The organism is Robiginitalea insularis, from assembly GCF_052497835.1.
Window position 1 is genome coordinate 762,622 of the sequence record NZ_CP199296.1, and the last position, 23,009, is coordinate 785,630.

Sequence of the window (23,009 nt, forward strand, 5' to 3'; positions counted from 1 at the left end):
TTAGTTTCAGACCAAACGGCATGAACCAACTCAGAACGCTCTTAAAAAACCTTGGGCCAGGCCTGCTCTTTGCCAGTATGGCAATAGGCACGTCCCATCTGGTCCTCTCCACCAAAGCAGGGGCCACCTATGGATGGCTGATGATCATTCCCATCCTGCTGGCCAACCTGTTTAAGTATCCCTTCTTCGAATTCGGTATTCGCTATACCAATGTCTCAGGACGCAGCCTGGTGGAAGGCTATTCCCGCAGGGGTAAGGCATATATCTGGATGTACGCGGTCATCACCCTGGTAACCACCTTTACCATCCTGGCCGCGCTTTATGTAGTTACGGCAGGGCTGTTCGCCAATTTATTCGGAATTAAAGGAGTTTCGGTGAGCGTCATTGCCCTGGGCCTGTTTGCCTTTATCAGCTTGTTATTGATTGTTGGGAGGTACCGCCTGTTGGAGACTTCCCTGAAGTTTGTGGTGAGTATACTGTTTATCGCACTGCTGGTGACCACCATTCTGGTTCTTTATAAAGCCCCTGTTGAGGCGGTCTCCGGATTTGAAAGACCGGTTATTTTCAATGAGGTCGGCATTCTGTTCCTGATCAGTCTGATCGGATGGATGCCCACTGCAGTGGAGGCCAGCAGCTGGATCAGCCTCTGGAGCCTGGAAAAGTATAAAACCACCGGAAAGCCGCCTCTAAAAGATGCCCTGAGAGAGTTCAATGTTGGATATGTTACTACTGCCCTGCTGGCCGTTTTTTTCCTGCTGATCGGTTACCGGACCCTCTTTGGAACCGGCACCGAACTCAGTGGCAATGCGGTTACCTTTGCCGATCAGGTCGTACAACTTTTCACAACCCACATTGGAGACTGGGCCTATATTTTTATTGCTGTTTCTGCCTTCGCCACCATGTTCAGCACCTGCATGACGGCACATGATGCTATTTCCCGGGTAAGTATTGATGTACTGGAGTATCTGCAACCCAGGAAGAAACGCTATGAAAAACCATGGTATTATGCCGTTGCCGTGCTGGTACTCACTGCCGTAAACTTCATAGTCCTCACTGCCTTTTCTGCCAATATGGGGGTATTGGTGGCCCTAGCTACTTTTATTTCCTTCGTCCTGGCCCCGGTGGTTGGATATATGAATCTCAGGAATGTTACCAGTGAAGACCTCCCTCAGAACACACATCCGGGCAAAGCCATGAGATGGCTCACCTATGCCGGCATCCTGTTCCTTTCCTGCTTTGCCATTTATTATTGCTGGATAATATTAATGTAACTAATTGTATATGTGTTATTTACAATATAAATAACACATGTTTAACGCTTTGAACTTGACATTGGCCCCTGCTTTTCGGAGATTTGCACTTTATTTTGAGTATTATGAAGCTGATCCGAGTAGACCGAAAAACCAAAACCGAAAAACGCTACAGTCCTAAAATGGGACGTTTACACACCCGCGTGACCTATATCCGCAAATCCCTGCTGGGAATCCCTGTCCGTACCCTTCACAAATATCGGGAAACGTATTACGGTGAAGTGAAGGACTGTGAAGATTGCCTGATCGCAAAATAGATCAGAGCTCCTCGTAATTGAGGATGATCATTGGGTAGCGCTCGTTCTGCCGGTGCAGCATTTCCAGGCAATACACCCCATCAGTACAATTATTGATGATTTGCTCCTCCCCGTATCCCACAGCCTCCTGAATGCTTTCCTGGGAAGCCCCTTTGGATATCAGATAATTTTTGATAGCCTGGACCCTTCTATTTGAAAGACTCAGATTGGTACTGGCACTGCCACGGCTATCAGTATGGGCTTCAATCCGAAGTTTCATCCCCGGAAACTTTACTAGGGCTGCAGCTGCCTTATCGAGCTCTATAGCAATTTCGTCTGTAAGTTCCGCCCGGTTTGTATCAAAATAAAAAGGTTCTAATTTCAGAAGTGTCTGGTTATTCCTGCGGCGCACCAAATCTTCAAGGGCAAAAAGTTCAAATTCTACTTCCTGACCCTGATCGGCCAGTTGCGAAGCATCTGTTATCGTTAGCTGCTCATGTTTTTCTTTATAAATGGTAATCCCTACTTCTTCACGCCAGGGAATCTCCATCCAGAATTCGCCTTCTTCACCTGTGTAATATTCCCGGATCACACGTCCGCTGTTGTCTTTTAACTGGACGGCAACCTTCTCAATCCCCCTTTGCGTTCCCTGCTTCACTATTCGCCCGCGGAAAACCAAAGTCCGGAGTCCGGGAATGTCGTCCACACTAAACCCGTAAAGATCATCGCCCCCAAGGCCTCCGGGACGGTTAGAAGAAAAATACCCCATAAATCCGGATTCACCCTCTTTAATGATCAGGCCAAATTCGTCGTGCTTTGTATTGATTTCCGGTCCGAGATTGATAGGCGTTGTCAGGGAGTTGTCTGCCTGGAGTTGTGCTTTATACAAATCCATTCCCCCGAGACCGTAGAATACGTCGGAGGCAAAAAACAAACTGCCTTCAAAAATATAAGGAGACACCTCGTTGCCAGGAGTATTTATTCTGGGACCCAGGTTGACCGGGCTGGACATGATAACCCCGCCATTTGTATTTACATAATACAGGTCTGTGCCACCAAAGCCTCCCGGCAGGTCGGCTGCAAAATATAAACGATCGTTCGCCCTGTCGAAAAACGGATAATAGAAGGAAGTGCTAAGATCTTTTAGAAGGTAGGTGTTCTCATTTCCGGAAGCAGCCATGGCGATTGCCAGGGCATTCTTTCCGCGTTTATCAAATGCCAGTTTGCCGGAATCGGTATTGGAAAGCACATAGAATACTCTTTGGATTCCGGGATCGTAATAGGGGGTTGCCTTATGAAAATCAGAAGGTGGGAGCCCTTCGAACAATTGCACTCCCTGGGTTTGCCCGCCTTCCGTGATACGGGAAACGTATATATCCAGGTATCCTTCCCCGGTAGGATAATAGGTTTCCTTTTCCGGCTGCGGCCTTGCGCTGGAAAACAGCAGTTGGTCATCTGTATAGAAACTGGCAGAAAAATCAGACTGGTTACTGTTGCAGTACAACTGAAAGACCTTATAATTCAGCCTGGGTGCCAGTTGGTTCTCCAGGAGTTCAAAATTAAAGGACGCACTCTCCAGTAATTCCCCGGAAAGCTTATCGGTCCTTGTGGAGAGGAAAGCTTTTACCCGGTCCAGGCCTGAAGACTTAGACATGGCCTGCAACATGGTATTGAAGTGATAATTAGACATGGTTGTATCCTTTTTAAAAATATCCAGGAATTCTTCCATGGCCTTGGTATACTGCCCGACCTTAAAATAACTTTCGGCAAAATTCAATTGTTGGGTCGCACTAAGCGGCTGCCTCATTTGTTCCAGGCGATACGCCTCTGCCGCCTCCTTGTAATTATAGGCGTAGAACAGGCGGTCACCATCGGATTGCTGTGCTACAACTCCAATAGTAGCGAAGATTAGAAAAACGATAAAAATTGATCTCAAACGCATGCTGTCACTTTAAAAGAATCTGGGTGAATCGATTTGTTTGGGTTCCTTTTTACCCTTGATTTTGGAATTCTTCGTCCGTTTTTCCCTTCCGAAGTAAAACTTAAGTATGGCCTCGTGAGAACCATTGTTAAAGGCTCCCAATCCGTTGGTATTGTAATCATACGAATATCCGAGAAATAGCGAATTTGAAATTTGAAAGCCGGCCAGCCCGCTAACGGATTCATTTACCCGGTAGGATGCGCCAACAGTCACCAAATCACTTATCAGAAAGTTCGCTGAGCCATTAAAGGTTAAGGGGTTTCCTTCCAGGTAGTTCAGAAGAACAGCCGGCTTGAATTTAAGCCCGTCCGAAATATTGAAAACCACACCGGCGATAAAATTGTATTGCAGCACATCTGCGGTTATCGTGGCTACTTCATTGTTGTATAGCCCATCTGTCAACAGGTTTGGGGTGGATGCCCCAAGGTACCAGTCACTTCCGTAAATAAATATCCCCGCCCCCACTGTGGGGTAGAACTCATTTACCGATTGCTGGTCCAGGATGGGTTCCCCGGGGTTTTCAAAACTGCCTTTGCTGAAATCTACATCCAGGATACTTCCCCCCGCATCCACGCCAAAGGAAATAAAGCTCTCTTCCCCGAGGCGTACCTGGAAGGAATAGGAAACATCTATAAAAGTCTGGCTGCTTGGCCCGAGTTGGTCGTTTATGGCATTGAATCCTATACCGTGTTTTTGGTTCCCAAGGGGAATGTTCGCCCCAAACCGGATGGTTCTGGGGGCCCCGGGGAAATCAATCCATTGAGAGCGGTACAGCAGCGAAAGGTCTGTATGCTCCACACTACCCACATATGCAGGGTTAAAACTACCTATATTGTACATATACTGGGTATATACCGGCTCCCTCTGGGCTGTGGCAAACAGAGCGGTAAGGGACAGTATCCCGAAAAGGATTCTCCTTAGTTTTCCGCTATCATTCATTAGTGCCCTCATAATTTTTTCGTATCAGCGTATCAGCTGTATCCATCCTCTTTGAACCTCGCGGTCTGTACCCAATTCAAGAATATAAAAATAGGTACCCTCCGGGGCCTGTTTGTTTTCATAAAACCCATCCCAAACTGCGTCATCCTGCATATTCCGGTCCTCAAATACCAATTGCCCGGATCGATTGAAAATTTGAATAAAACTATTCGGGAATGAAGCGATCTCGCGAATGACCAGAAAGTCATTGGTGCCATCCCCGTTGGGTGAGAATTGATTAAACACAAAACCGGGATCTGCTTCCGTAGGATTACTCACCCTTACCTCTACCGAGTCCTCGTCATTATCGGCATTGCCGTCACCGGGGGAGACATCCAGCAGGCGGGCTGTATTTACGAAGGTTCCTGCAACAGGTACCCGTACATTGATAAGCAGTTCCGCTTCCTGTCCGAGTTCCAGCCCCGGGATAGCCCACAAGCCGCTATTCGGATCGTAATTTCCAAGGGTGGTAGTGTGTGATATATATTCAAACCCGCTCGCGTCTGCCGGGCCTATGATGTCTTCAATTTCAATATTGCCAAGCCGCAACTCCCTGGATTCGTTCCTGGCAATGATCCTGAAAACAACTTCTTGCCCTGCCAGTGGGTTTATTCTATCGTTCTGAAAGTTACTGCCGGATATGGCAGCGGCCTTTTCAATGGCCAGGTCCAGGCCTTCCGGAACAGCTACGTTTATGCTGACTGTGGATTGGTTGTTACTGTTATTATTGTCAATAGGGAAGGATTCCAACAAGACTGCCGTATTGGTAAAGACCCCGCTTTCCAACACCTCAACGGTTATTTCCAAGGTGGCTGATTGACCAGGTACCAGCTGAAAATTACTCCAGATCCCGGTTTGATCGTCGTAGGTTCCCAATGTGGCAACAGCATTTAAAAACTCAAAGCTGGTTTCCAGTAAATCGCCCACCTCAATGGCCTTGGCGGTTTGGTCGGAGAGGTTTGTAAGGGTAATGATAAACTGCAGTTCCTGCCCTACGGCTGCCTGATCTGTATTTACTGATTTTACAACCTCCAGATCAACTGGGTCTGGCTGACAGTCCGGAGTTAAATTCGGATCACAGGGATCCAATGGGTCCGATCCATTCTGGATTTCCACCCCGTCCGTTATTCCGTCACCATCCGTATCACAAAGGTTATTGGTATTGTCCGGAATACAGGGATTGTCATTGGCGGGGTCCTGCTGGTCATTTACCCCATCACTGTCCGAATCCAGAATATTTGAATCGAGTGCATCAATGATCCCGTCATTATCTTCGTCCAGCGGGTTTAAGCTATCTGCTCCCACCTCTGCTCCGTCTTCAATACCGTCTCCGTCTGTATCACGATTGTTAACATCGGTTCCCAGCCGAAGTTCCTCCCCGTCAAAAAGGCCATCCCCATCTGAGTCCTGGTCACAATTCGAAACCGTGATACTGACATCTGCAGATTCGTTGGTACAGGGGGCTTCGGCGCCGGTAGTTGTAAATCGGAACTGGTATTCCCCTGCTGTGAGCCCTTCAAAATTCACGATGTTCCCGGCTCCAATTACCAGGCTGGTAGAGGGATCTGTCAGGATTTCCCAGGTACCCGCATCTTCCCCATTCAGCAGGTTATCCAAATCTACCGTTACCGGTCCGTTTGCTGTCACATTACAGGCGGTTCCGTTTGAAGGAGTTCCTGCGGTTACCGTGGGGATTATGGTGGCGACTACTTCTATTCTAGGGCTAAAGCAGCCATTGGCATTGGCCTCTACGTAATAAGAAGTAGTAGCATTAAGGGTGTCGGTTGTAAAACTGGGTCCAGTGGCCAATGGAATTTCACTAGAGGGAGTATCGAACCAGAGGATTGTCGGGGCGGTCGCGCTGTTAGGGATGCTTGCTTCTGCCAGAAGGGTCACGGATCCAGGGCCGCAACGGGAGGCCTCCGTGGTTGAATCGATTACCGGGGTTTGGTTCTCCACTATGGTCAGTTCCAGGGTTGGGCTGGCACAATCATTCGCTGCATCGTAAAAGAAGCCATAATAGGTTCCGGCTATCGGGCTGGCCACTTCTGCCGGGCTTAAATGTCCGGCAAGCACCAGCGGATCGGGGTTTCGGCTCCAGATCAGTTCCGTACCCCCGGGAGGAATACTCTGGGTAAAATCATTGAGGCTGGGGATGGTGTCATCCGTACAATAAATCCTGTCAACACTGTTATCCAGCTCGGGCGGACTATTCCCTGCCGGGCAATCATTGTCCAAAATAATCAGGGTATCACTGTTATTCGGGCCAAGGGTTCCAATAGAGGTTCCGGTCAGGGTCACTATAACCGATTCAGGGCCTTCTATATCAGCATCATCCACAATCCCGTCTACCGCGATAAAACCAATAGTGGAAGCCGCGGGGATGGTAAGGTTTCCGGAAAGGGCTGTATAATCTACTCCTCCGGCGGCCGTGCCCGCTACACTATAGGTGATATTAGTATTTCCAGCAGCCGGAAGAGAAAGGGTAACGCGAAACGTCCCCGGATTCGCCCCCTCTTCAGAGGCATCAGCATCATCCACGGCAATGCTTACCTCTTGTGCAAAAAGGGGAAAGCAGAGCAAAAAAAATGCCCCGAAAACCAGCTTTTGAAATAATCGGATTAACATAGCAATATCCCGCTTTTGCATTTTCTGAATAAGGGAATCAATAATACAAAAAAAAGAAGGGCCTGACCGAATTTTACTACCTAAATAGTACTTTTTCGGATAAAGTACAGGCAGGTTCTGAATCCCGGCTTACAAGTCTGCAGAACTGGCCTCTACAGCAGGTTCGATCTTTTTGACCAGCCCCTGTAAAACCTTGCCCGGACCAACCTCCAGAAAGCTGGTTGCGCCATCGGCAACCATCTGCCTGACACTCTGGGTCCACTTTACCGGAGCGGTAAGCTGGGCCATTAAGTTTTTTTGAATTTCAGCCGTATCGGAAACAGCCGTGGTGGTAACATTTTGATAAATAGGGCAAAGAGGCGTATTGAATGTGGTAGACTCTATTGCGGCTGCCAGCTCTTCCCGGGCCGGCTCCATCATAGGGGAATGAAAAGCCCCCCCAACTGGCAGGAGTAACGCACGTCTGGCTCCTGCTTCTTTTAAGCTTTCGCAGGCTGCTGTTACCGCTTCCACTTCCCCTGAGATCACCAGTTGACCGGGGCAATTATAGTTGGCAGCCACTACAATGCCAGGGGTTTCCTGGCAAACTGACTCTACCACAGCATCTTCCAGACCCAGCACTGCAGCCATGGTGCTTGGTGCAACTTCACAGGCTTTCTGCATGGCCATGGCCCGCTTGGAAACCAGCTTTAATCCATCTTCGAAGGAAAGGGTCCCATTGGCCACCAAAGCTGAGAATTCCCCCAGGGAGTGACCTGCAACCATATCCGGACGAAAAGCATCTCCCAACACCTTGCTCAGTATAACAGAATGCAGGAAAATGGCCGGCTGGGTTACCTTGGTTTGTTTTAAATCCTCAGCTGAGCCCTCGAACATAATATCAGTAATCGAGAAACCCAGGATCTCATTCGCTTGTTCAAATAACTCCTGGGCAACAGAATGATTTTGGTAAAGATCCAGTCCCATTCCGGAAAATTGCGCTCCCTGTCCGGGGAAAATATAGGCTTTCATATGCTGATGGTTTTTAGGACCCCAAAGATATGGAAATAGGTTGATTTAGTAAATGGGCATAGATCGAGTAACACCTAAAAAGCATCCCGGGAATACCTGAGGTCGATTTGCCCGGAAAAAACCTCCTAGCGATCCTGCAACTGTTTTTTGTACTTCCCCTTGCTCTTTCGGATCCTGACGGCAACCACCTTATATTCAGGGCACATGGCCTCGGAATCATGGATATCGCTGGTAATATTATTTACCATGATATCCGGAAAATGGAAAGTGGTGCTGAGAATTCCGGGTTTCACCTCGTCCGTGATACGCGCCCTGACGTCTACCTTCCCTCTTGGAGATTCCAGACAGACAAAGTCCCCTTCATTGATCAGGTTCGCGGCGGCATCTTCAGGGTGTATCATCAGGTAATCGCTTTTCAGGATTTTCTCGTTAGCGGTACGGCGTGTCATAGCCCCGCAGTTATAGTGTTCCAGCTCCCTGTTGGTTGTCAGTATGTAGGGATATTCTTTTCCGTGGGCCGTAATTTCCTGAGATTCCTCCCAATTGTGGAATTCAAAATATCCCAACCCGCGTTTGAACTGCTCCTGGTGCAGGATTTTAGTATCCGTACCATTTGCTGCCACAGGCCATTGCAGGCCATTTTTGCCAAGGCGCTCCCAGCGTATACCTTCAAAGAAGGGCACGATTTGCGAAATTTCCTCCAGCATCCCATCCGGGGTATATTCGGGTTGGGCATATCCCATCCGGTTCATCAGCTCCACAATGATCTGCCCGTCCGGTTTAGACCCTTCAATAGGTTCCACCACCTGCCTTACGGCCTGTACCCTTCGCTCTCCATTGGTAAAGGTGCCGCTTTTCTCCAGGAATGAGGCCCCCGGAAGAACAACATCGGCATATTTGGCGGTTTCCGTCATAAACAATTCCTGCACGATTACCAGTTCGGTAGCTTCCAGGGCCCGGATAACCTTTTGGGTATTCGGGTCCGTTTGAACTACGTCTTCCCCAATGATCCAGATAGCCTTGAGTTTACCCTCCAGGGCAGCCTGGAACATCTCCGGGATTTTGTATCCTATATGCTTGGGTACCGTGGTCCCGTAAAATTTATTGTAGCGCTGGTTAACCTCATCTTTGGTCACATCCAGGTACCCGGCACCCTGATGGGGCTGGACCCCCATATCTGCACTACCCTGGACATTGTTCTGCCCCCGTAGCGGGTTTACTCCTACCCCTTTGCGGCCTATGTTGCCGGTTAGCATGGCGAGGTCGGCAATCTGCATAACAGTGAAGGTACCCTGGGAATGTTCCGTAACCCCCAGGCCGTGGAAAGACATGGCATTAGCTGCCGTTGCATAGGCGATAGCCGCCTCCCTTACCTGCTCTTTCGGCACCCCGGAAACTGCTTCCAGCTCATTGAGGTCTATTTGCATCAATTCCTCCTTAAAATCCTGGTACCCTTCCGTACGCTTCGAAATAAAGCCTTCATCCACCAGGCCTTCTGCAATAATGTAATACATCATCATGTTCAGGACCGCCACATTGGTACCGGGCCGTAGCGCCAGGTGGTGGGTGGCGTAACGGGCCAGCTCAGTCCGCCTGGGGTCGATAACGATGGTTACCGAATCCGATTTCATGGCAAATTGCTTGAGCTTGGCCCCGGTAACCGGGTGGGCATCGGTAGGGTTCGCCCCGATCACCAGGATACAGTTGGTGTGTTTCAGGTCCTCAATGGAATTGGTAGCAGCCCCGGTGCCGAATGTCCGCTGCATCCCGAGGGCGGTTGGCGAATGGCAGACGCGGGCGCAGCCATCAATATTGTTGGTCTGGATTACGGCCCTGAAAAATTTCTGCATCAGGTAATTCTCCTCATTGGTGCAACGGGAAGAACTGATTCCGGCCAGGCTGTCCGGGCCAAAGGTTTCCTTGTAATGTTTAAATTTTTCGGTGATGAAATCGTACACCTCATCCCAGCTGACTTTTTCAAAATGTCCGTTCCGTTTGATCATCGGGGAATCCAAACGGTCCGGGTGATTGTAAAATTTAAATGCGAACCGGCCCTTCAGGCAGGTGTGTCCCTGGTTCACCTCGGCATCGTACGGGGCAGTAATACTGAGGATTTCCCCTGAATTGGCAGCAATGTCCAGGTTACAACCTACCCCGCAATACGTACAAACTGTTCGGGTTGTTTCGGTAGCCTGAATGGCCTTGGATTGAAATATATCCGAAATAGCGGAAGTGGGGCAGGCCTGTGAGCAGGCCCCGCAGCTCACACAATCCGATTCCATAAAGCTTTGGTCCAGGCCCTTGACTATATGGGCATCGAAGCCACGGCCCGCCATGCTCAGTACAAACTCCCCCTGAACCTCATCACAGGCCCGGACGCATCTGTAGCAATTGATGCATTTACTAAGGTCTGAGGTCATATAGGGATGGCTGAGGTCTTTTTCCCGCTCGAGGTGGTTCTCCCCTTCAGGGTAGCGGACCTCCCTGATCCCAACCTGTGCCGCCACCGTCTGTAATTCACAATTCCCGTTTACCTCACAGGTAAGGCAATCCAGGGGATGGTCCGTCAATACGAGTTCGATGATATTTTTACGCAACTTCTGGATTCGCTTGCTGCTGGTGTAGATAAACTGGCCTTCCACTACAGGGGTATGACAGGACGCCACTGTTTTCATGGGACCATCTTTTTCCTGGCTGATCTCTACACTGCAAACCCGACACGCACCAAAAGGATCGAGATTGGGGGCATCGCAGAGGGTGGGTACCAGGTTTTCGTCTGCATGCCTGCGGATAAAGGACAAAAGGGTATCTCCTTCCTCATAAGGATAGGCAACATCATTTATATAAGCAGTTTTCATGGGCATCAATCAGTTAAAAAAGGCTTTTAATTCAGAATCAAAATACTGGAGTATATTTCTTACTGGCAGGGGAATGCCACCCCCATGCGCACACAAAGAACCCTCTTCAAGAGTGGTTAGCAGATCTTCAAAAAGCTCCTTGTCTATGGTGTAGTCTCCTTTCAGGGCTTTGCCCGCCAATTCATGGGCCCGTTTGGTACCCAGGCGGCAGGGAAAGCATTTCCCGCAACTTTCATAAGCCGCGAAATCAAATAAATGTTCGATGTAGCGCATCATGGGATACTCTTCCGGGATACTTACCACAGAGGCATGGCCGAGCAAAAAGCCCTGGCCTGCAAAAGATTCGAAATCCAAAGTAAGGTCTCCAATTTTTGAAACCGGTACCACCCCACCCAGCGGGCCACCAATCTGAACCGCCTTTACCGGAGATTTAAAACCCCCTCCCAAAGTTTCGAAAACCTCCCTTAGCGGAGTTCCCATCTCCACTTCATAAAGGCCAGGCCGTTTGAAAAAGCTGTCCAGGCAAACCAGTTTCGTCCCGGAAGACTTTGCAGTCCCGATCGCCTTCCAGCTTTTCCCACCTTCAGTCATTATATAATGAAGGGCCGCCAGCGTTTCCACATTATTTACAACGGTTGGCTTATTGAACAAGCCTTTTTGGGCTGGATAAGGCGGGCGTACCCGCACCTCGGGGCGTTGCCCCTCAATGGAATTGATCAGTGCGGTTTCCTCCCCGCAGATATAGGACCCCTGGGCCTGTATGATCTTAAACTCAAAATCAAAGCCGCTATTGGCAATATTTTTCCCGGCCAGACCGGCAGTATTCAGGGAATCAATAGCATTTTGCATTACTTCCACAGCTTCCGGATATTCCGCCCGGATATAAACGATGCCGTGATGGGCTCCGGTTATGTAACCGCTCACCAGCATCCCAAAAAGTACAGAATGCGGTCTTTGCTCCAGTAAATAGCGATCGGAATAGGCCCCCGGATCCCCCTCATCTGCATTGCAGATTATAAATTTGGGACTGCCTTCTGCTTTCCGGCAGAAATCCAGTTTGCTGCCCATGGGAAAACCGGCTCCTCCCCTTCCCCTGAGACCTGAATCTTTAACCTCCTGCAAGGCCTTTTCTGAAGGTCCCTTTAAAATTTTTAACCAGGGCTTGTAATATTCTTCGATTCCAGGGAAGGCCTTCGTGAGAATTTCGACTCCACTGCTTGCCGTGTGGTAGCTGTCGGCTGCAATCTCAGCTTCATCGTCGAGGATATCCTTCAGGGCCGCTATATCATCCCCTGAATAATTCTTCCCCTTATAGTGAAAAGCTGCATTTTCATGGCACCTCCCCAGACAGGTCATGTGCCCGACCTGTTCTGCCTCAAAATGTTCCCTTAGCTTATCCAGAACGCCTGCCTGGGTTCCGGCACATTCACAGGCAGACCCGTTGCAGACATAAACCTGTTTTCCGCGGTTTTCAGGCTTCATAAAGTCGTAAAAAGAAGCTGTCCCGAAGGTATTCGCCTTTCCGATGAGGAATTCCTCCGCCAACAAGGCCAGTTCCCGGGCATCCGGGCTGCCCGAAGGCCTGGCCAGTTGTCCCATTTTGTCAAAGAGATTGTCATGCAAGCCTTTGCGACCGAGAAGTTCACTTAAATTTTCTGACATGGACTAACTTACTTTAGGTTTTTTTACCAATTCCCGTTTATTGTTGATGCGATGCGGATGAGAATAGCAGGTTGCACGGCCCTGCCGGCAAAATCCCAGCAGTGTAATCCCCAGTTCCTTCGCATAATCAACCGCCAGGGATGAGGGGGCTGAAACCGCCGCCAGAAAGGGGATGCCCGCCTTAAATGCCTTAATGGTTATTTCATAGGAAATCCTTCCGCTGACCGTCATGGCCATGGCTTCCTTTAAACACCCTTCCAGCAATAACCAGCCGATCACCTTATCTACTGCATTATGCCTGCCAATATCTTCGCGTACCACCAGCAGCTGCCCCTCTGAATCAAAGGCTGCGGCTGCGTGGGTACCTCCTGATTGTTTGAAATCGTGCTGCCCGCGATTCATCTGCTCAAACATTTCGCTAAAACTCCCTGCAGGGAATTGAATGGCCGCCTCAATGGATTTCCCCAAAAAAGCCTGTTCCCCCAATTCTGTTTTCCCGCATATTCCACAGGAAGAAACGGATAAAAGGCTTCTGCTGTTGGAATATCCACTCCCCAAAAGATTTTTGGGGATATCCAGATCCACAACGCTTACGATCCCTTCCTCGGTTTCCTTTTCCAACACCATGGATGGGTGGTAGCTACTATCCGAAATGATGGCCTCGGAATGCAGTAAACCGCGGACTAATTCTCTATCGGAACCCGGGGTTCGCATTGAAAGGGTAAAAGGTTTTCCATTGATGTTGATCTGCAGGGCTTCTTCAACGGTCAGGGAGTCCCCTACGGGATCCGCCCCGTCCAGGTCGAATTTAATTCCCTGATAAATCCGTGTGGCCATAGCTATTGAGCATTAGGTAAGCCCTTGAGGCAAAGCCTTACTGTATTAAAGATACTGGTTTTTCTTATAATTCTCCCGGATCAGCAGGGTCGCATGCTGTTAAAGCTGACGCGCTCAGGCAGTATAACAGAAAGAATATTTTGATTTGATGGCTTTTATTCCCCTTCAGAGGGTTTAAACCAGGAAGCATATTCAATATAGTTGCGGGCAATCCTGCGGATCTCTCCCTCGCTTAGTTCGGGGCTTATATCCTTTATTTTACGGGCGGGCACCCCGGCGTAAACGGATCCTTCCGGGACTATTGTGCCAGCAGTCAAGACGGCCCCGGCAGCGATGATGGAATTACTGCCCACCACGCAGTCATCCATTATTATGCTACCCATGCCCACCAGCACATTGTCCTTCAGGGTACAGCCATGAACAATGGCATTGTGCCCTATGGAGACATCATTCCCGATATTGGTGGGCGCCTTTTTATACGTACAGTGGATTACCGCCCCATCCTGCACATTTACGCGATCCCCCATTTTGATGTAATGAACATCTCCCCTGATTACAGCGTTAAACCAGATACTGCATTGCTCACCCATGACCACATCTCCCACCAGGGTGGCGTTTGCGGCCACAAAACAATCTTGCCCCATTTGCGGAGACTTGCCTAAAACGGCCTGAATATATGCCATTGAATACTTGTAATGATTCGTCTAAATTTATTCAAAAAAGCGCAATAATTCTCTTTTCCGGGAGGGAGCGACCATGATTTCCTTTCCGCTGTTCAGCAAAACGCTGCCCCCCTTCCCTTTGCGGTACCGAACCACTTCACTCACGTTTACCAGATACGATTTATGAACGCGGGCAAAGGGGAAGGCACTCAGTGCCTCCTCGAAATATTTAAGGGTTTTACTCACTAAGATCTTTCGGTTGGCCAGGAAAATCCTGGTATAATTATCATCCGCCTGGCAATAGTGGATCTGACTTACATCCAGAACTTCAAAACCATCCTGTAAGGGGATCGTAATCTTCCCTTCAACCTTTTTAACCCCCTGAAGTACTTTATCATTCAGGGCCGCTTCCCGTGCCTTGATTTCCCTGACGTAATCCACCGCACTTACCAGGGCATCTATGGAAATAGGCTTCATCAAATAGTAGGCAGCATGCTGATTCAGGGCATCCATTGCGTACTGCTGATAGGCGGTAACAAAAATGATCTCAAAATTTCGATCGGGTAGTTTTTCAAGCAAATCAAAGGCATTCCCGAAAGGCATTTCCACGTCGAGGAACAGCAGGTCGGGATCTGTATTGCCAATCACCTCCATTGCCTCATTGATATTCGAGGCCTGCCCCGATACCCGTACCCCATTGCAGTATTTCAGGAGGTAGTTTTCCAGGATTTCACGACTTTGCGCTTCGTCGTCGATCAGGACCGCTTTTAATTCCATATGGCTATTTTTTTCTGATTTTTAAAAGGACCCGCGTACCGGAACCATCCGCATTGAGATCGCTTACTTCCACCGAGATCCTGTCTCCATACATTTGGTTCAGGATACTAATGCGCTTTGCAATATTCCCCATCCCCCGGGATTTTTGCTGACGCTGGTTTTTGGTTTTCAGGCGGGCCGATTGTTTACGGCCGATTCCGTTGTCTGTTACTTCTATACTGATGGCATTGGCCAGCAATGGTCTTATCTGCACCTTAAGAATCCCTTTGTCGTCCTTATAGCGAAGCCCGTGCCAGACAGCGTTTTCCAGAAAGGGCTGCAGTAACATGGGGGGGATCTCAAAAGCCTCAACATCCAGGGCGGGAGCCACGTCAATGCTGTAGTCAAATTTATCCGGGAAACGGGTATGCTCCAGCTTCAGGTATAGTTCGAGCAGTTCGATTTCCTCTGACAGGGGGATAAGGTCCTTTTCTGAATTTTCGAGCACCCGGCGCATTAAAACCGAAAAATCGCTCAGGTACCGATTGGCGGCCCGTTCGTCATTTTTGGCGATATAGTTGTTTACCGAATTCAAAGCATTGAAAATAAAGTGGGGGTTCATCTGGGTCCGAAGGCCTTTGAGGGCCAAAAGGTAATTGGCCAGTTGTTGCTGGCGATTACTGCGATAGTAAAAGAAGGCTGCCAGGCCGGTGAGCAGCAATCCGAAGATCAGGGAATAGATGATCCACTGCTGGCGTTTATTGATCTCTTCAGTGAGCCGCTGTTCGGTCAGGGCCAGCTCGTATTTGCTGCGGGAGAGTTCCCGCTCCTGCTCCAGGCTGTTAATCCGGCTCTGACTCTCTGAAATTTCCCTGCTAAAGCGTGAAGCCTGTGAGAGCTCCTGTTCCTTTCTGATATACAGGGTATCTACAAGGGTAACGTATTGCTGGTACAGGTCCAGGGCCTTTTTGAAATCTCCCTTGTCCCGATAGACCTCCGATAATTTGCGGGTAGCATCTTTCTGAACTACCAGGTCTCCCTGGTTATCGGCTTCCTTAATGCTTTCGGAAAGAAAGGGAATAGCCAGGTCGTTCTGGTCCTGGGCTATATATGCACTGGCAATTTTATAGTTCACCCCTTGTGTGCTAATGGAATCCGACTCGGATTCCGGCGCTCCCTCGTTGAGAGACTTAAGTTGTTCCAGGCTTTGTTTTCGAAGGGCAATTTCTTCCGGATACCTGCTTTGCTGGTTATAGAAATCTGCCACCTTTTCAAATTCCTGGACGGCCCGCCTCGGGTTCTGGGCCTTTGCCTGTTTCAGGGAATTCCCATAATAAGTTTCGGCCTCCGTAGACCGATTGGCCCGCTGATAGGCATCTGCTATTTTAGAATTCAGATCCGGGATCTTGGGGGCAATCTGGTTTTTGCTGGCTATGGTTAGCGCCTGCTGGTAATAGGATACCGCCGTATTGGCCTGGATACGGTTGCGGTAGGCATCCCCCAGGGTTTCGTAGAGCTCCAGTTTTTGGTAGGGGATCAGCCCGGCCTGGTCTACCCTTGGGGAAAGCAGGTCTATGGCCTTGTCATTATCCTTGTGCAGGACATAAGCCTTCCCCAGAAGTAAAAGCGTTCTGGGGTTATCGAAGGTTTCCAGGCCTTCTTCATAATTGGAAATGGCCAGGTCCAGCTGCCCGTGAAACTGGTAAATTTCGCCCAGGGTAGTGAGGGATAGGGCCAGCTCTCTTCTGCTGCTTCGCCCGTCCAGGATTTCAATGGAGCGGGATATGAAATTCAGGCTTTTGCTTAGATCTTTGCGCTTAAACCAATTGGCCGAATCCAGCAAGATCCGGTGTTGTTCGGAACGGGTTAAAGAAACCTCCTCCCGGGTCGTTGCTGTAACCGTATCCAGCCCCGAAACAACTACTTTGATATCCTCATTATCCTTAATCCTGTAACGGACCGTCTGTATATCAGGCCCTCTTACGATCAGCACATCTCCTGCAGCCGCCTTTACACGAAATTCGCCCATACCATCAGTAAGCGTAAAAACCCCCTGGTCCGTGCTTACCTCAATTCCGGATAATGGAACTTCCCCGGTTTCTGAAACCACCCTTCCCTTCAGCGTAAATTCCTGCCGCATCCCGGGTACCTGACCAAAAAGCCATGCCGTTGGCAGTAATAGAATCAGTATAAGGACCAGCCGGCTTTTCATCAGGAACACGCTTAGAGAAGTATAAACTTAATCCATTTCGCTCAGTCCGTAAAACGCGCTGATGCCGAAAACTACCTTTATAAGCTGCCTTTTCAGGAGATCCCTAATGCTTTAGCCTGCTTGACTCATTCAAAAGGCCGGTTCGCTCATCTCCCGTTTTTTGTCTGGGAATATGCAGGTAGATTGCCCCTAAAAGTTGGAAAGATTATGAAAACAAAAAAATTTATTACAACCGTTATCCTCTTTTTGGCCTTTGCCTGCTCTTTGTTTGCCAGGCCTGAAAAGGAGTCACCTGAAACAGCATACCACAGATCCAGGGTTCAGATTGCGCTGCTGCTGGATACCAGTAACAGTATGGATGGCCTGATCAACCAGGCCAAGGCCACCCTGTGGGAACTGGTAAATGAATTTGCCTATGTGCGTTGTTCTGAAGACAGGACCCCGTCTTTGGAAATTGCCCTTTACGAATACGGCAACAGCCGCCTGAGCCCCAGGGGCGGATATATCCGGCAGGTCTTACCCTTCAGCAGCGACCTGGATGAAATATCAGAGAAATTATTTTCGCTGAGTACACAGGGGGGTGATGAGTATTGCGGGCAGGTTATCGCCACAGCCCTGCGACAACTGGAGTGGAGCCGGTCCGAAAGGGACCTCAAGTTTGTTTTTATTGCCGGAAATGAGCCTTTTAATCAGGGGGAAATAAGCTATAAAAGCGTCCTTGAGGACAGCTGTGAAAAAGGCCTGATCGTCAATACCATTTTTTGCGGGGATTACCAGCTTGGTATCCGCACCCTGTGGGAAGACGGGGCCAAACGGGGCGGGGGACAGTACTCAGCCATAGATCACCTGCGGGAGATTGTACACATAAAGACCCCTTATGATGAAGTTATCATTGAATTAAACCGGAAACTAAACCAGACCTATATCGGTTATGGGTCCAAAGGAGCGGCCAAAAAGCAATTACAGGCTACACAGGACGCCAATGCCATGGAAATGGAAGAGGCAGTACTGGCAGAAAGGGCAGTCAGTAAAAGTTCTGGATATTATCGCAACAGCGAGTGGGACCTGGTAGATGCCTATGCTGAAAACCAAATAAAGCTATCCGGGATCGATAAAACCTCCCTGCCAGCCAGTGTTCGGTCTATGGACGAGCCCACCCTCAAAAAACACCTGCAGACCCAACTCGGTGAGCGCAGGCGCATTCAAAAGGAGATCAGGGAAGTGAACCAGAAAAGGGAAGCCTATCTATCAGAACAGAGAGCCGACACATCAGACGCGCTTGAAAGCGCACTGAAAGCCGCAATAAGAAAGCAGGTTTCAGATAAGAATTATCACTGGATCAAGTGATTAAACGATAGCAGGAGGATGGTGTCGTTGGAGAAAGACCCGGCTTGGTTTATTCAGGTCGGGTTTTTCATTTAATAGTTTACCGCCGGGCAGTTGCAATCGTATCTTTTTGCGGATAACTGGCCAAAATCATATCCCAGCGTAATTTGGTGGAAGCCGCCGTTATCCAGGCGAATGTCTCCGGATTGATACGAATAGTTATAGGAAAACATAAACTGACCCACATTTACCCCCACAATTGGCGTAAATAGCTGCAGGCGCTGTTCCCCGAAATTCCCGTTGGTGAGAAATTGGGCTCCGTCAAAGCTGCGTCGGTAAGACAGCCCGCCCCAAAGGGTTCCGAACCCGACTTCCCGATATACTTTGGCGTTGATATCGATTGTCTTTTCTTTGGTGAAATCCGTAAGCTGCAACAAAACGGATGGTTCGTATTGCCACTTCCCCCTGCCAAAAACATAGCCGGCAGACAAGAGGTATCGCCTGAGATTGTCAAATTCTATAGCCGTATATAAATCCCGGCCAGTGCCCAGGGCGTTCAATACGGAAACATGTGCATAAAATTCAAGGAAATTATAAGACATCCCAAAATCCACATTGAAATAGCCCACACTGTTACGGCCACCGGTAATAATGGGGTCGGCAATCACAGAGCGAAATTCGGTTTCGTCCAGGCTGCTTTGGATGTAACCGGCGCTCATCCCGAAAGAAAGCTGATTAAGCACCCTGTAATCAGGACTGAATTGCAAGTGATGGGCATAGGTAAGTTTCAGGCCGGTCTGGGCATGGTATCCATTGGCATCGTTAAAGACGATAGCACCTACCCCACTGCTGGTTTGTGGAATCCGATAATGGAAACTAAGGGTTTGTAAATTAGGGGCCTCGTCTACGCTAAACCACTGTTTTCGGGCCGTCAGCCGGATTTTCCCCCCTTCCCCGACTCCTGCCATGGCGGGGTGGACCAGGTAATAATTATCGGATAAGTAGTCAAAGTAAACCGGTATACCTTCCTGTCCTCTGATCGCATGAATAGCAAGGCCGAAAACAAAAAGGAACAAGAAGGTGATTCGTTTCATCTAATCAGACTGGGCGCAGGTTGGTCATTGGGTTAAATATAGAGTATAACGGCAGAAAAGAGACATTATTATGTTCAAGTATCCCCTGAAAATACCCTATTTTTGCATCAAATTCAGGATTCCATGAAAGAATATGTGATCACCGTAAAAGAAACGAACAACCCTAGTATTTTGAAGTTTGAAACCAATCATCCCCTGGTGGAGGCTGGTCACTATGAGTACCGCAACATCGATGAGGCGAAGAATGCCCCGCTGGCGCAACAGTTGTTTTACCTGCCCTTTATCAAAACGGTCTATATATCCGGAAATTTTATCGCCATGGAACGCTTCGATATCGTGCAATGGGAAGACGTAAAAGATGAAGTGGCTCAGCAACTGGTAGAATACCTCAATGCAGGGGAACCTGTGGTTACTGAGGAACCCAAAAAAGATAAGGTGGCCGTTACCGTCTATGCAGAGGTGACCCCCAACCCTGCGGTAATGAAATTTGTCGCTAACAAGAAATTGGTGCCTGACGTTTTCGAGTTCAAAAATATTGACGAGGCCGCCACCTCACCCCTGGCGCGCAAATTATTTGAATTCCCTTTCGTAAAAGAGGTTTTTATGGACCTTAACTATATTTCAGTCACTAAATACGAGGTGGCAGACTGGAACGAGGTAACCATGGAACTCAGGGAATTTATACGGGAATACCTCGCACAGGGCGCGGAAGTTATCAGTGCGGATACCCCAAGGTCTTCAGGGGTACAGCAAGCGGGCTCCGCAACCGGGGCTCAAAACCTGGATGAAACCTCACAGGAGATTGTGAATATTCTGGAAGAGTACGTGAAACCAGCTGTTGCCAGTGATGGCGGCAATATTGTTTTTCAGTCTTATGAGGCCGAAAGCAAAACCGTACACGTCATTCTACAGGGTGCCTGCAGTGGTTGCCCATCTTCTACCTTCACCCTCAAAAATGGTATACAAACCATGCTGCAGAACATGATGGGAGACAGGGTTGAAGAGGTAGTTGCCATCAACGGATGATTTGAGTGAAATCCCTTGAGTTTTCTGCCATTATTTAGTATCTTATAGGGACACTTAAAAATTCAAGATTATGGCAATATTAAAAGTAATTGAACTGCTCGCGAACTCCGATAAAAGTTGGGAAGACGCAGCACAAAAAGCACTGGATCAGGCGTCGCGCTCAGTAGACCACATCCGTTCCGTTTATATCAATGAACAAAGTGCTACCGTTAAGGACGGAAAAATTGACGATTACCGGGTAAATGTAAAAATCACCTTTGAGGTGAAATAGGCCATTCCCCTGAAAAAACCGGCGCCCGTATCCTGCGGGCGCTTTTTTTGTACAAATACCATTAACGAATATTAGTGAATACCAGACAACCTAATAATCTGATACACGAAAGCAGCCCATACTTGCTGCAGCATGCCTACAATCCGGTCCAATGGGAGGCCTGGAATGAACAAACGCTTCAGGCAGCCAGGGAGTCTGGTAAATTGATGATTATCAGCATTGGTTATGCCGCCTGCCACTGGTGCCACGTAATGGAACACGAATGTTTTGAAGACCCCGAAGTAGCCGAGGTCATGAATACACGATTTATCCCGGTTAAGGTAGACAGGGAAGAACGCCCGGATGTGGACCAGATCTATATGGATGCCCTGCAGATCATGACCGGGAGCGGTGGCTGGCCCCTCAACATCGTAGCTTTACCGGACGGACGTCCCTTCTGGGGGGCCACATATGTACGAAAACCGGATTGGATACGGGTACTGAGCCAGTTGTCCAAACTCTACAGGGAAGACCCGGATAAGATCCGGGAATACGCAGACGACCTCACCGGGGCCCTGCACCGTATCAATGAAATAGTACCCGGGCAACCATCCGGGCCGGATCTGGACAGGCAAAGGCTGTCCGGTCTGATTGAGGACTGGAAGCCCCGGTTTGACCCGCAATATGGAGGCAACAGAGGAGCCCCGAAATTTATGATGCCTGTAACGATGGAGCTATTCCTGCATTGGGGTTTTCGAACGGGAGATGAACAAATCATCAACCATACAAGGAAAACACTTGATGCCATGGCTGCAGGCGGGCTTTACGACCAGATTGGTGGCGGGTTCTCCAGGTATTCGGTGGATGAACGCTGGCATGTTCCCCACTTCGAGAAAATGTTATATGACAATGCGCAGTTGCTTTCCCTGTACGCCAGGGCCTATGCTGTTTTTAATGAGAATGATTATAAAAATGTGGTCCGGCAGACCCTGGCTTTTTTAGACAGGGAATTAAAATCGGAAGCTGGTGGCTACCAGGCTTCCCTGGATGCAGACAGCCTGAATTCAGAAGGAATATCCGAAGAAGGAGCTTTCTACGTCTGGACTGCAGCGGAATTAAAAACCATTCTGAAAAAAGACTATGGTTGGTTCAGTGATTATTACAACCTGAATTCAAAAGGGCTCTGGGAAGACGAAAAATACGTGCTCTGCCGCACTTTAAGTAAAAAGGAGGTTGCGACAGCCCATAAGATGACCCTTAGGGAATTCTGCGAGCGTCTCCAAATAACACGCAGCAAACTGCTGGAAATCCGTAACCGGCGGCCCCGGCCCGGGCTGGATCATAAAATCATCACCTCCTGGAATGGCTTGCTGCTCAGTGGCCTGGCAGATTCATACCGGTATTGCGGGCTTCATGAAAGTCTTGAAGCAGCCACCACCCTGGCAGGGTTTATCAGATCAGGCCTTAGCACCCCTGATGGCGGGCTTTACCATACACAACCCGGAGCGACCGCATCCATAAATGGCTTTCTTGAAGATTACGCCACCGTCATCCAGGGATATATCGACCTGTATGAGGCCGGGCAGGATCTTCTCTGGATGGAAGCTGCCAGAGAACTTATGGAATTTTGTCTGGAGCACTTTTCAGACGGTGAGAGCCCCCTGCTCTACTTTGTGTCCGACCTGGATGAACCCCTGATCCGCAGAAGCAAAGAAGTAAATGACAACGTAATCCCGGCATCCAATTCCATTATGGGGAAAAACCTGTTTCGGCTGGGTTTGTTTTTCGGGAAGGAATCCTATATCGTTCAGGCCGAGCAAATGCTCTCGGCAATGACACCGGCTATTGAGAAATACCCCTCACAATACAGCAACTGGATGCAGCTGGCCCTTTGGCTTACCGAAGACTTTTCTGAGGTGGTCATCACAGGACCGGAAGCCGGGAATTATCTGGAAGCAATGTTCCGGGATTATCTGCCCAATACTTTATTTGCTGCTTCCGTGCAGGCATCGGACCTGCCTTTATTCCACAACCGGTACAAGGCTGACCAAACCCGTATTTTTATTTGCAAAAAGGGCCACTGCCTTAAGCCACTCAACTCACCGGATGCAGCCCTTACAATGCTCCAAAAAACCTTTCAGCCTTAACAGATATTTAGATTTATTAAATTGGGAACCTCTTT

Annotated in this window: 17 protein-coding genes; 6 read left to right on the top strand and 11 right to left on the bottom strand. The window is 48.9% G+C overall.

Annotated features, from left to right (window positions below):
* Positions 1–20: 20 nt before the first annotated feature.
* Positions 21–1,271, top strand: a complete 1,251-nt coding sequence (locus ACT6NV_RS03505) for an NRAMP family divalent metal transporter (protein WP_445385887.1) — start codon at positions 21–23, stop codon at positions 1,269–1,271.
* 104 nt (positions 1,272–1,375) lie between these two features.
* Positions 1,376–1,567 (top strand): hypothetical protein, encoded by a 192-nt coding sequence (locus ACT6NV_RS03510; RefSeq protein ID WP_445385888.1) that lies wholly within the window; start codon positions 1,376–1,378, stop codon positions 1,565–1,567.
* A 1-nt stretch (position 1,568) separates the two neighbouring features.
* Here ACT6NV_RS03510 and ACT6NV_RS03515 read toward each other — a convergent pair whose 3' ends face one another.
* The 10 genes from ACT6NV_RS03515 to ACT6NV_RS03560 form a co-directional block, all read right to left on the bottom strand.
* Positions 1,569–3,488 carry an OmpA family protein gene (locus tag ACT6NV_RS03515; RefSeq protein WP_445385889.1) on the bottom strand — a complete coding sequence of 640 codons (1,920 nt, stop codon included), beginning with the start codon at positions 3,486–3,488 and terminating at the stop codon, positions 1,569–1,571.
* A 9-nt stretch (positions 3,489–3,497) separates the two neighbouring features.
* Complete coding sequence (locus tag ACT6NV_RS03520) at positions 3,498–4,466, bottom strand: PorP/SprF family type IX secretion system membrane protein (protein ID WP_445385890.1); 969 nt, start codon at positions 4,464–4,466, stop codon at positions 3,498–3,500.
* Positions 4,467–4,490: 24 nt separating this feature from the next.
* A complete protein-coding gene (locus ACT6NV_RS03525; protein WP_445385891.1) occupies positions 4,491–7,133 on the bottom strand; it encodes a T9SS type B sorting domain-containing protein in 2,643 nt (880 codons plus the stop codon).
* A 129-nt stretch (positions 7,134–7,262) separates the two neighbouring features.
* Positions 7,263–8,144, bottom strand: coding sequence for an ACP S-malonyltransferase (gene fabD / locus ACT6NV_RS03530; protein ID WP_445385892.1), 882 nt, complete (start codon positions 8,142–8,144; stop codon positions 7,263–7,265).
* Between the two features lie 125 nt (positions 8,145–8,269).
* Positions 8,270–11,002 carry a formate dehydrogenase subunit alpha gene (gene fdhF / locus ACT6NV_RS03535; protein WP_445385893.1) on the bottom strand — a complete coding sequence of 911 codons (2,733 nt, stop codon included), beginning with the start codon at positions 11,000–11,002 and terminating at the stop codon, positions 8,270–8,272.
* 9 nt (positions 11,003–11,011) lie between these two features.
* Positions 11,012–12,664 (bottom strand): NADH-ubiquinone oxidoreductase-F iron-sulfur binding region domain-containing protein, encoded by a 1,653-nt coding sequence (locus ACT6NV_RS03540; protein WP_445385894.1) that lies wholly within the window; start codon positions 12,662–12,664, stop codon positions 11,012–11,014.
* Between the two features lie 3 nt (positions 12,665–12,667).
* A complete protein-coding gene (gene fdhD, locus ACT6NV_RS03545; protein ID WP_445385895.1) occupies positions 12,668–13,501 on the bottom strand; it encodes a formate dehydrogenase accessory sulfurtransferase FdhD in 834 nt (277 codons plus the stop codon).
* Between the two features lie 155 nt (positions 13,502–13,656).
* A complete protein-coding gene (locus ACT6NV_RS03550) occupies positions 13,657–14,184 on the bottom strand; it encodes a gamma carbonic anhydrase family protein (RefSeq protein ID WP_445385896.1) in 528 nt (175 codons plus the stop codon).
* 27 nt (positions 14,185–14,211) lie between these two features.
* Complete coding sequence (locus ACT6NV_RS03555; RefSeq protein ID WP_445385897.1) at positions 14,212–14,940, bottom strand: LytR/AlgR family response regulator transcription factor; 729 nt, start codon at positions 14,938–14,940, stop codon at positions 14,212–14,214.
* A gap of 4 nt (positions 14,941–14,944) precedes the next feature.
* Positions 14,945–17,131 (bottom strand): histidine kinase, encoded by a 2,187-nt coding sequence (locus ACT6NV_RS03560; RefSeq protein WP_445385898.1) that lies wholly within the window; start codon positions 17,129–17,131, stop codon positions 14,945–14,947.
* Between the two features lie 207 nt (positions 17,132–17,338).
* Here ACT6NV_RS03560 and ACT6NV_RS03565 point away from each other — a divergent pair, with 207 nt between their 5' ends.
* On the top strand, positions 17,339–18,478 hold the full coding sequence (locus ACT6NV_RS03565) for a vWA domain-containing protein (RefSeq protein ID WP_445385899.1): 1,140 nt from the start codon (positions 17,339–17,341) through the stop codon (positions 18,476–18,478).
* A gap of 71 nt (positions 18,479–18,549) precedes the next feature.
* Here ACT6NV_RS03565 and ACT6NV_RS03570 read toward each other — a convergent pair whose 3' ends face one another.
* Entirely contained in the window at positions 18,550–19,551 is a 1,002-nt protein-coding gene (locus tag ACT6NV_RS03570) for a PorP/SprF family type IX secretion system membrane protein (protein WP_445385900.1), read from the bottom strand.
* Positions 19,552–19,674: 123 nt separating this feature from the next.
* Between ACT6NV_RS03570 and ACT6NV_RS03575 the strand changes: the two genes are divergently transcribed.
* The 3 genes from ACT6NV_RS03575 to ACT6NV_RS03585 all read left to right on the top strand — a co-directional run bounded on the left by ACT6NV_RS03575 (position 19,675) and on the right by ACT6NV_RS03585 (position 22,974).
* Positions 19,675–20,577 carry a NifU family protein gene (locus ACT6NV_RS03575; protein WP_445385901.1) on the top strand — a complete coding sequence of 301 codons (903 nt, stop codon included), beginning with the start codon at positions 19,675–19,677 and terminating at the stop codon, positions 20,575–20,577.
* Positions 20,578–20,647: 70 nt separating this feature from the next.
* Positions 20,648–20,848 (top strand): dodecin family protein, encoded by a 201-nt coding sequence (locus ACT6NV_RS03580; protein ID WP_445385902.1) that lies wholly within the window; start codon positions 20,648–20,650, stop codon positions 20,846–20,848.
* A 74-nt stretch (positions 20,849–20,922) separates the two neighbouring features.
* Positions 20,923–22,974, top strand: a complete 2,052-nt coding sequence (locus tag ACT6NV_RS03585; protein WP_445385903.1) for a thioredoxin domain-containing protein — start codon at positions 20,923–20,925, stop codon at positions 22,972–22,974.
* Positions 22,975–23,009 lie beyond the last annotated feature (35 nt).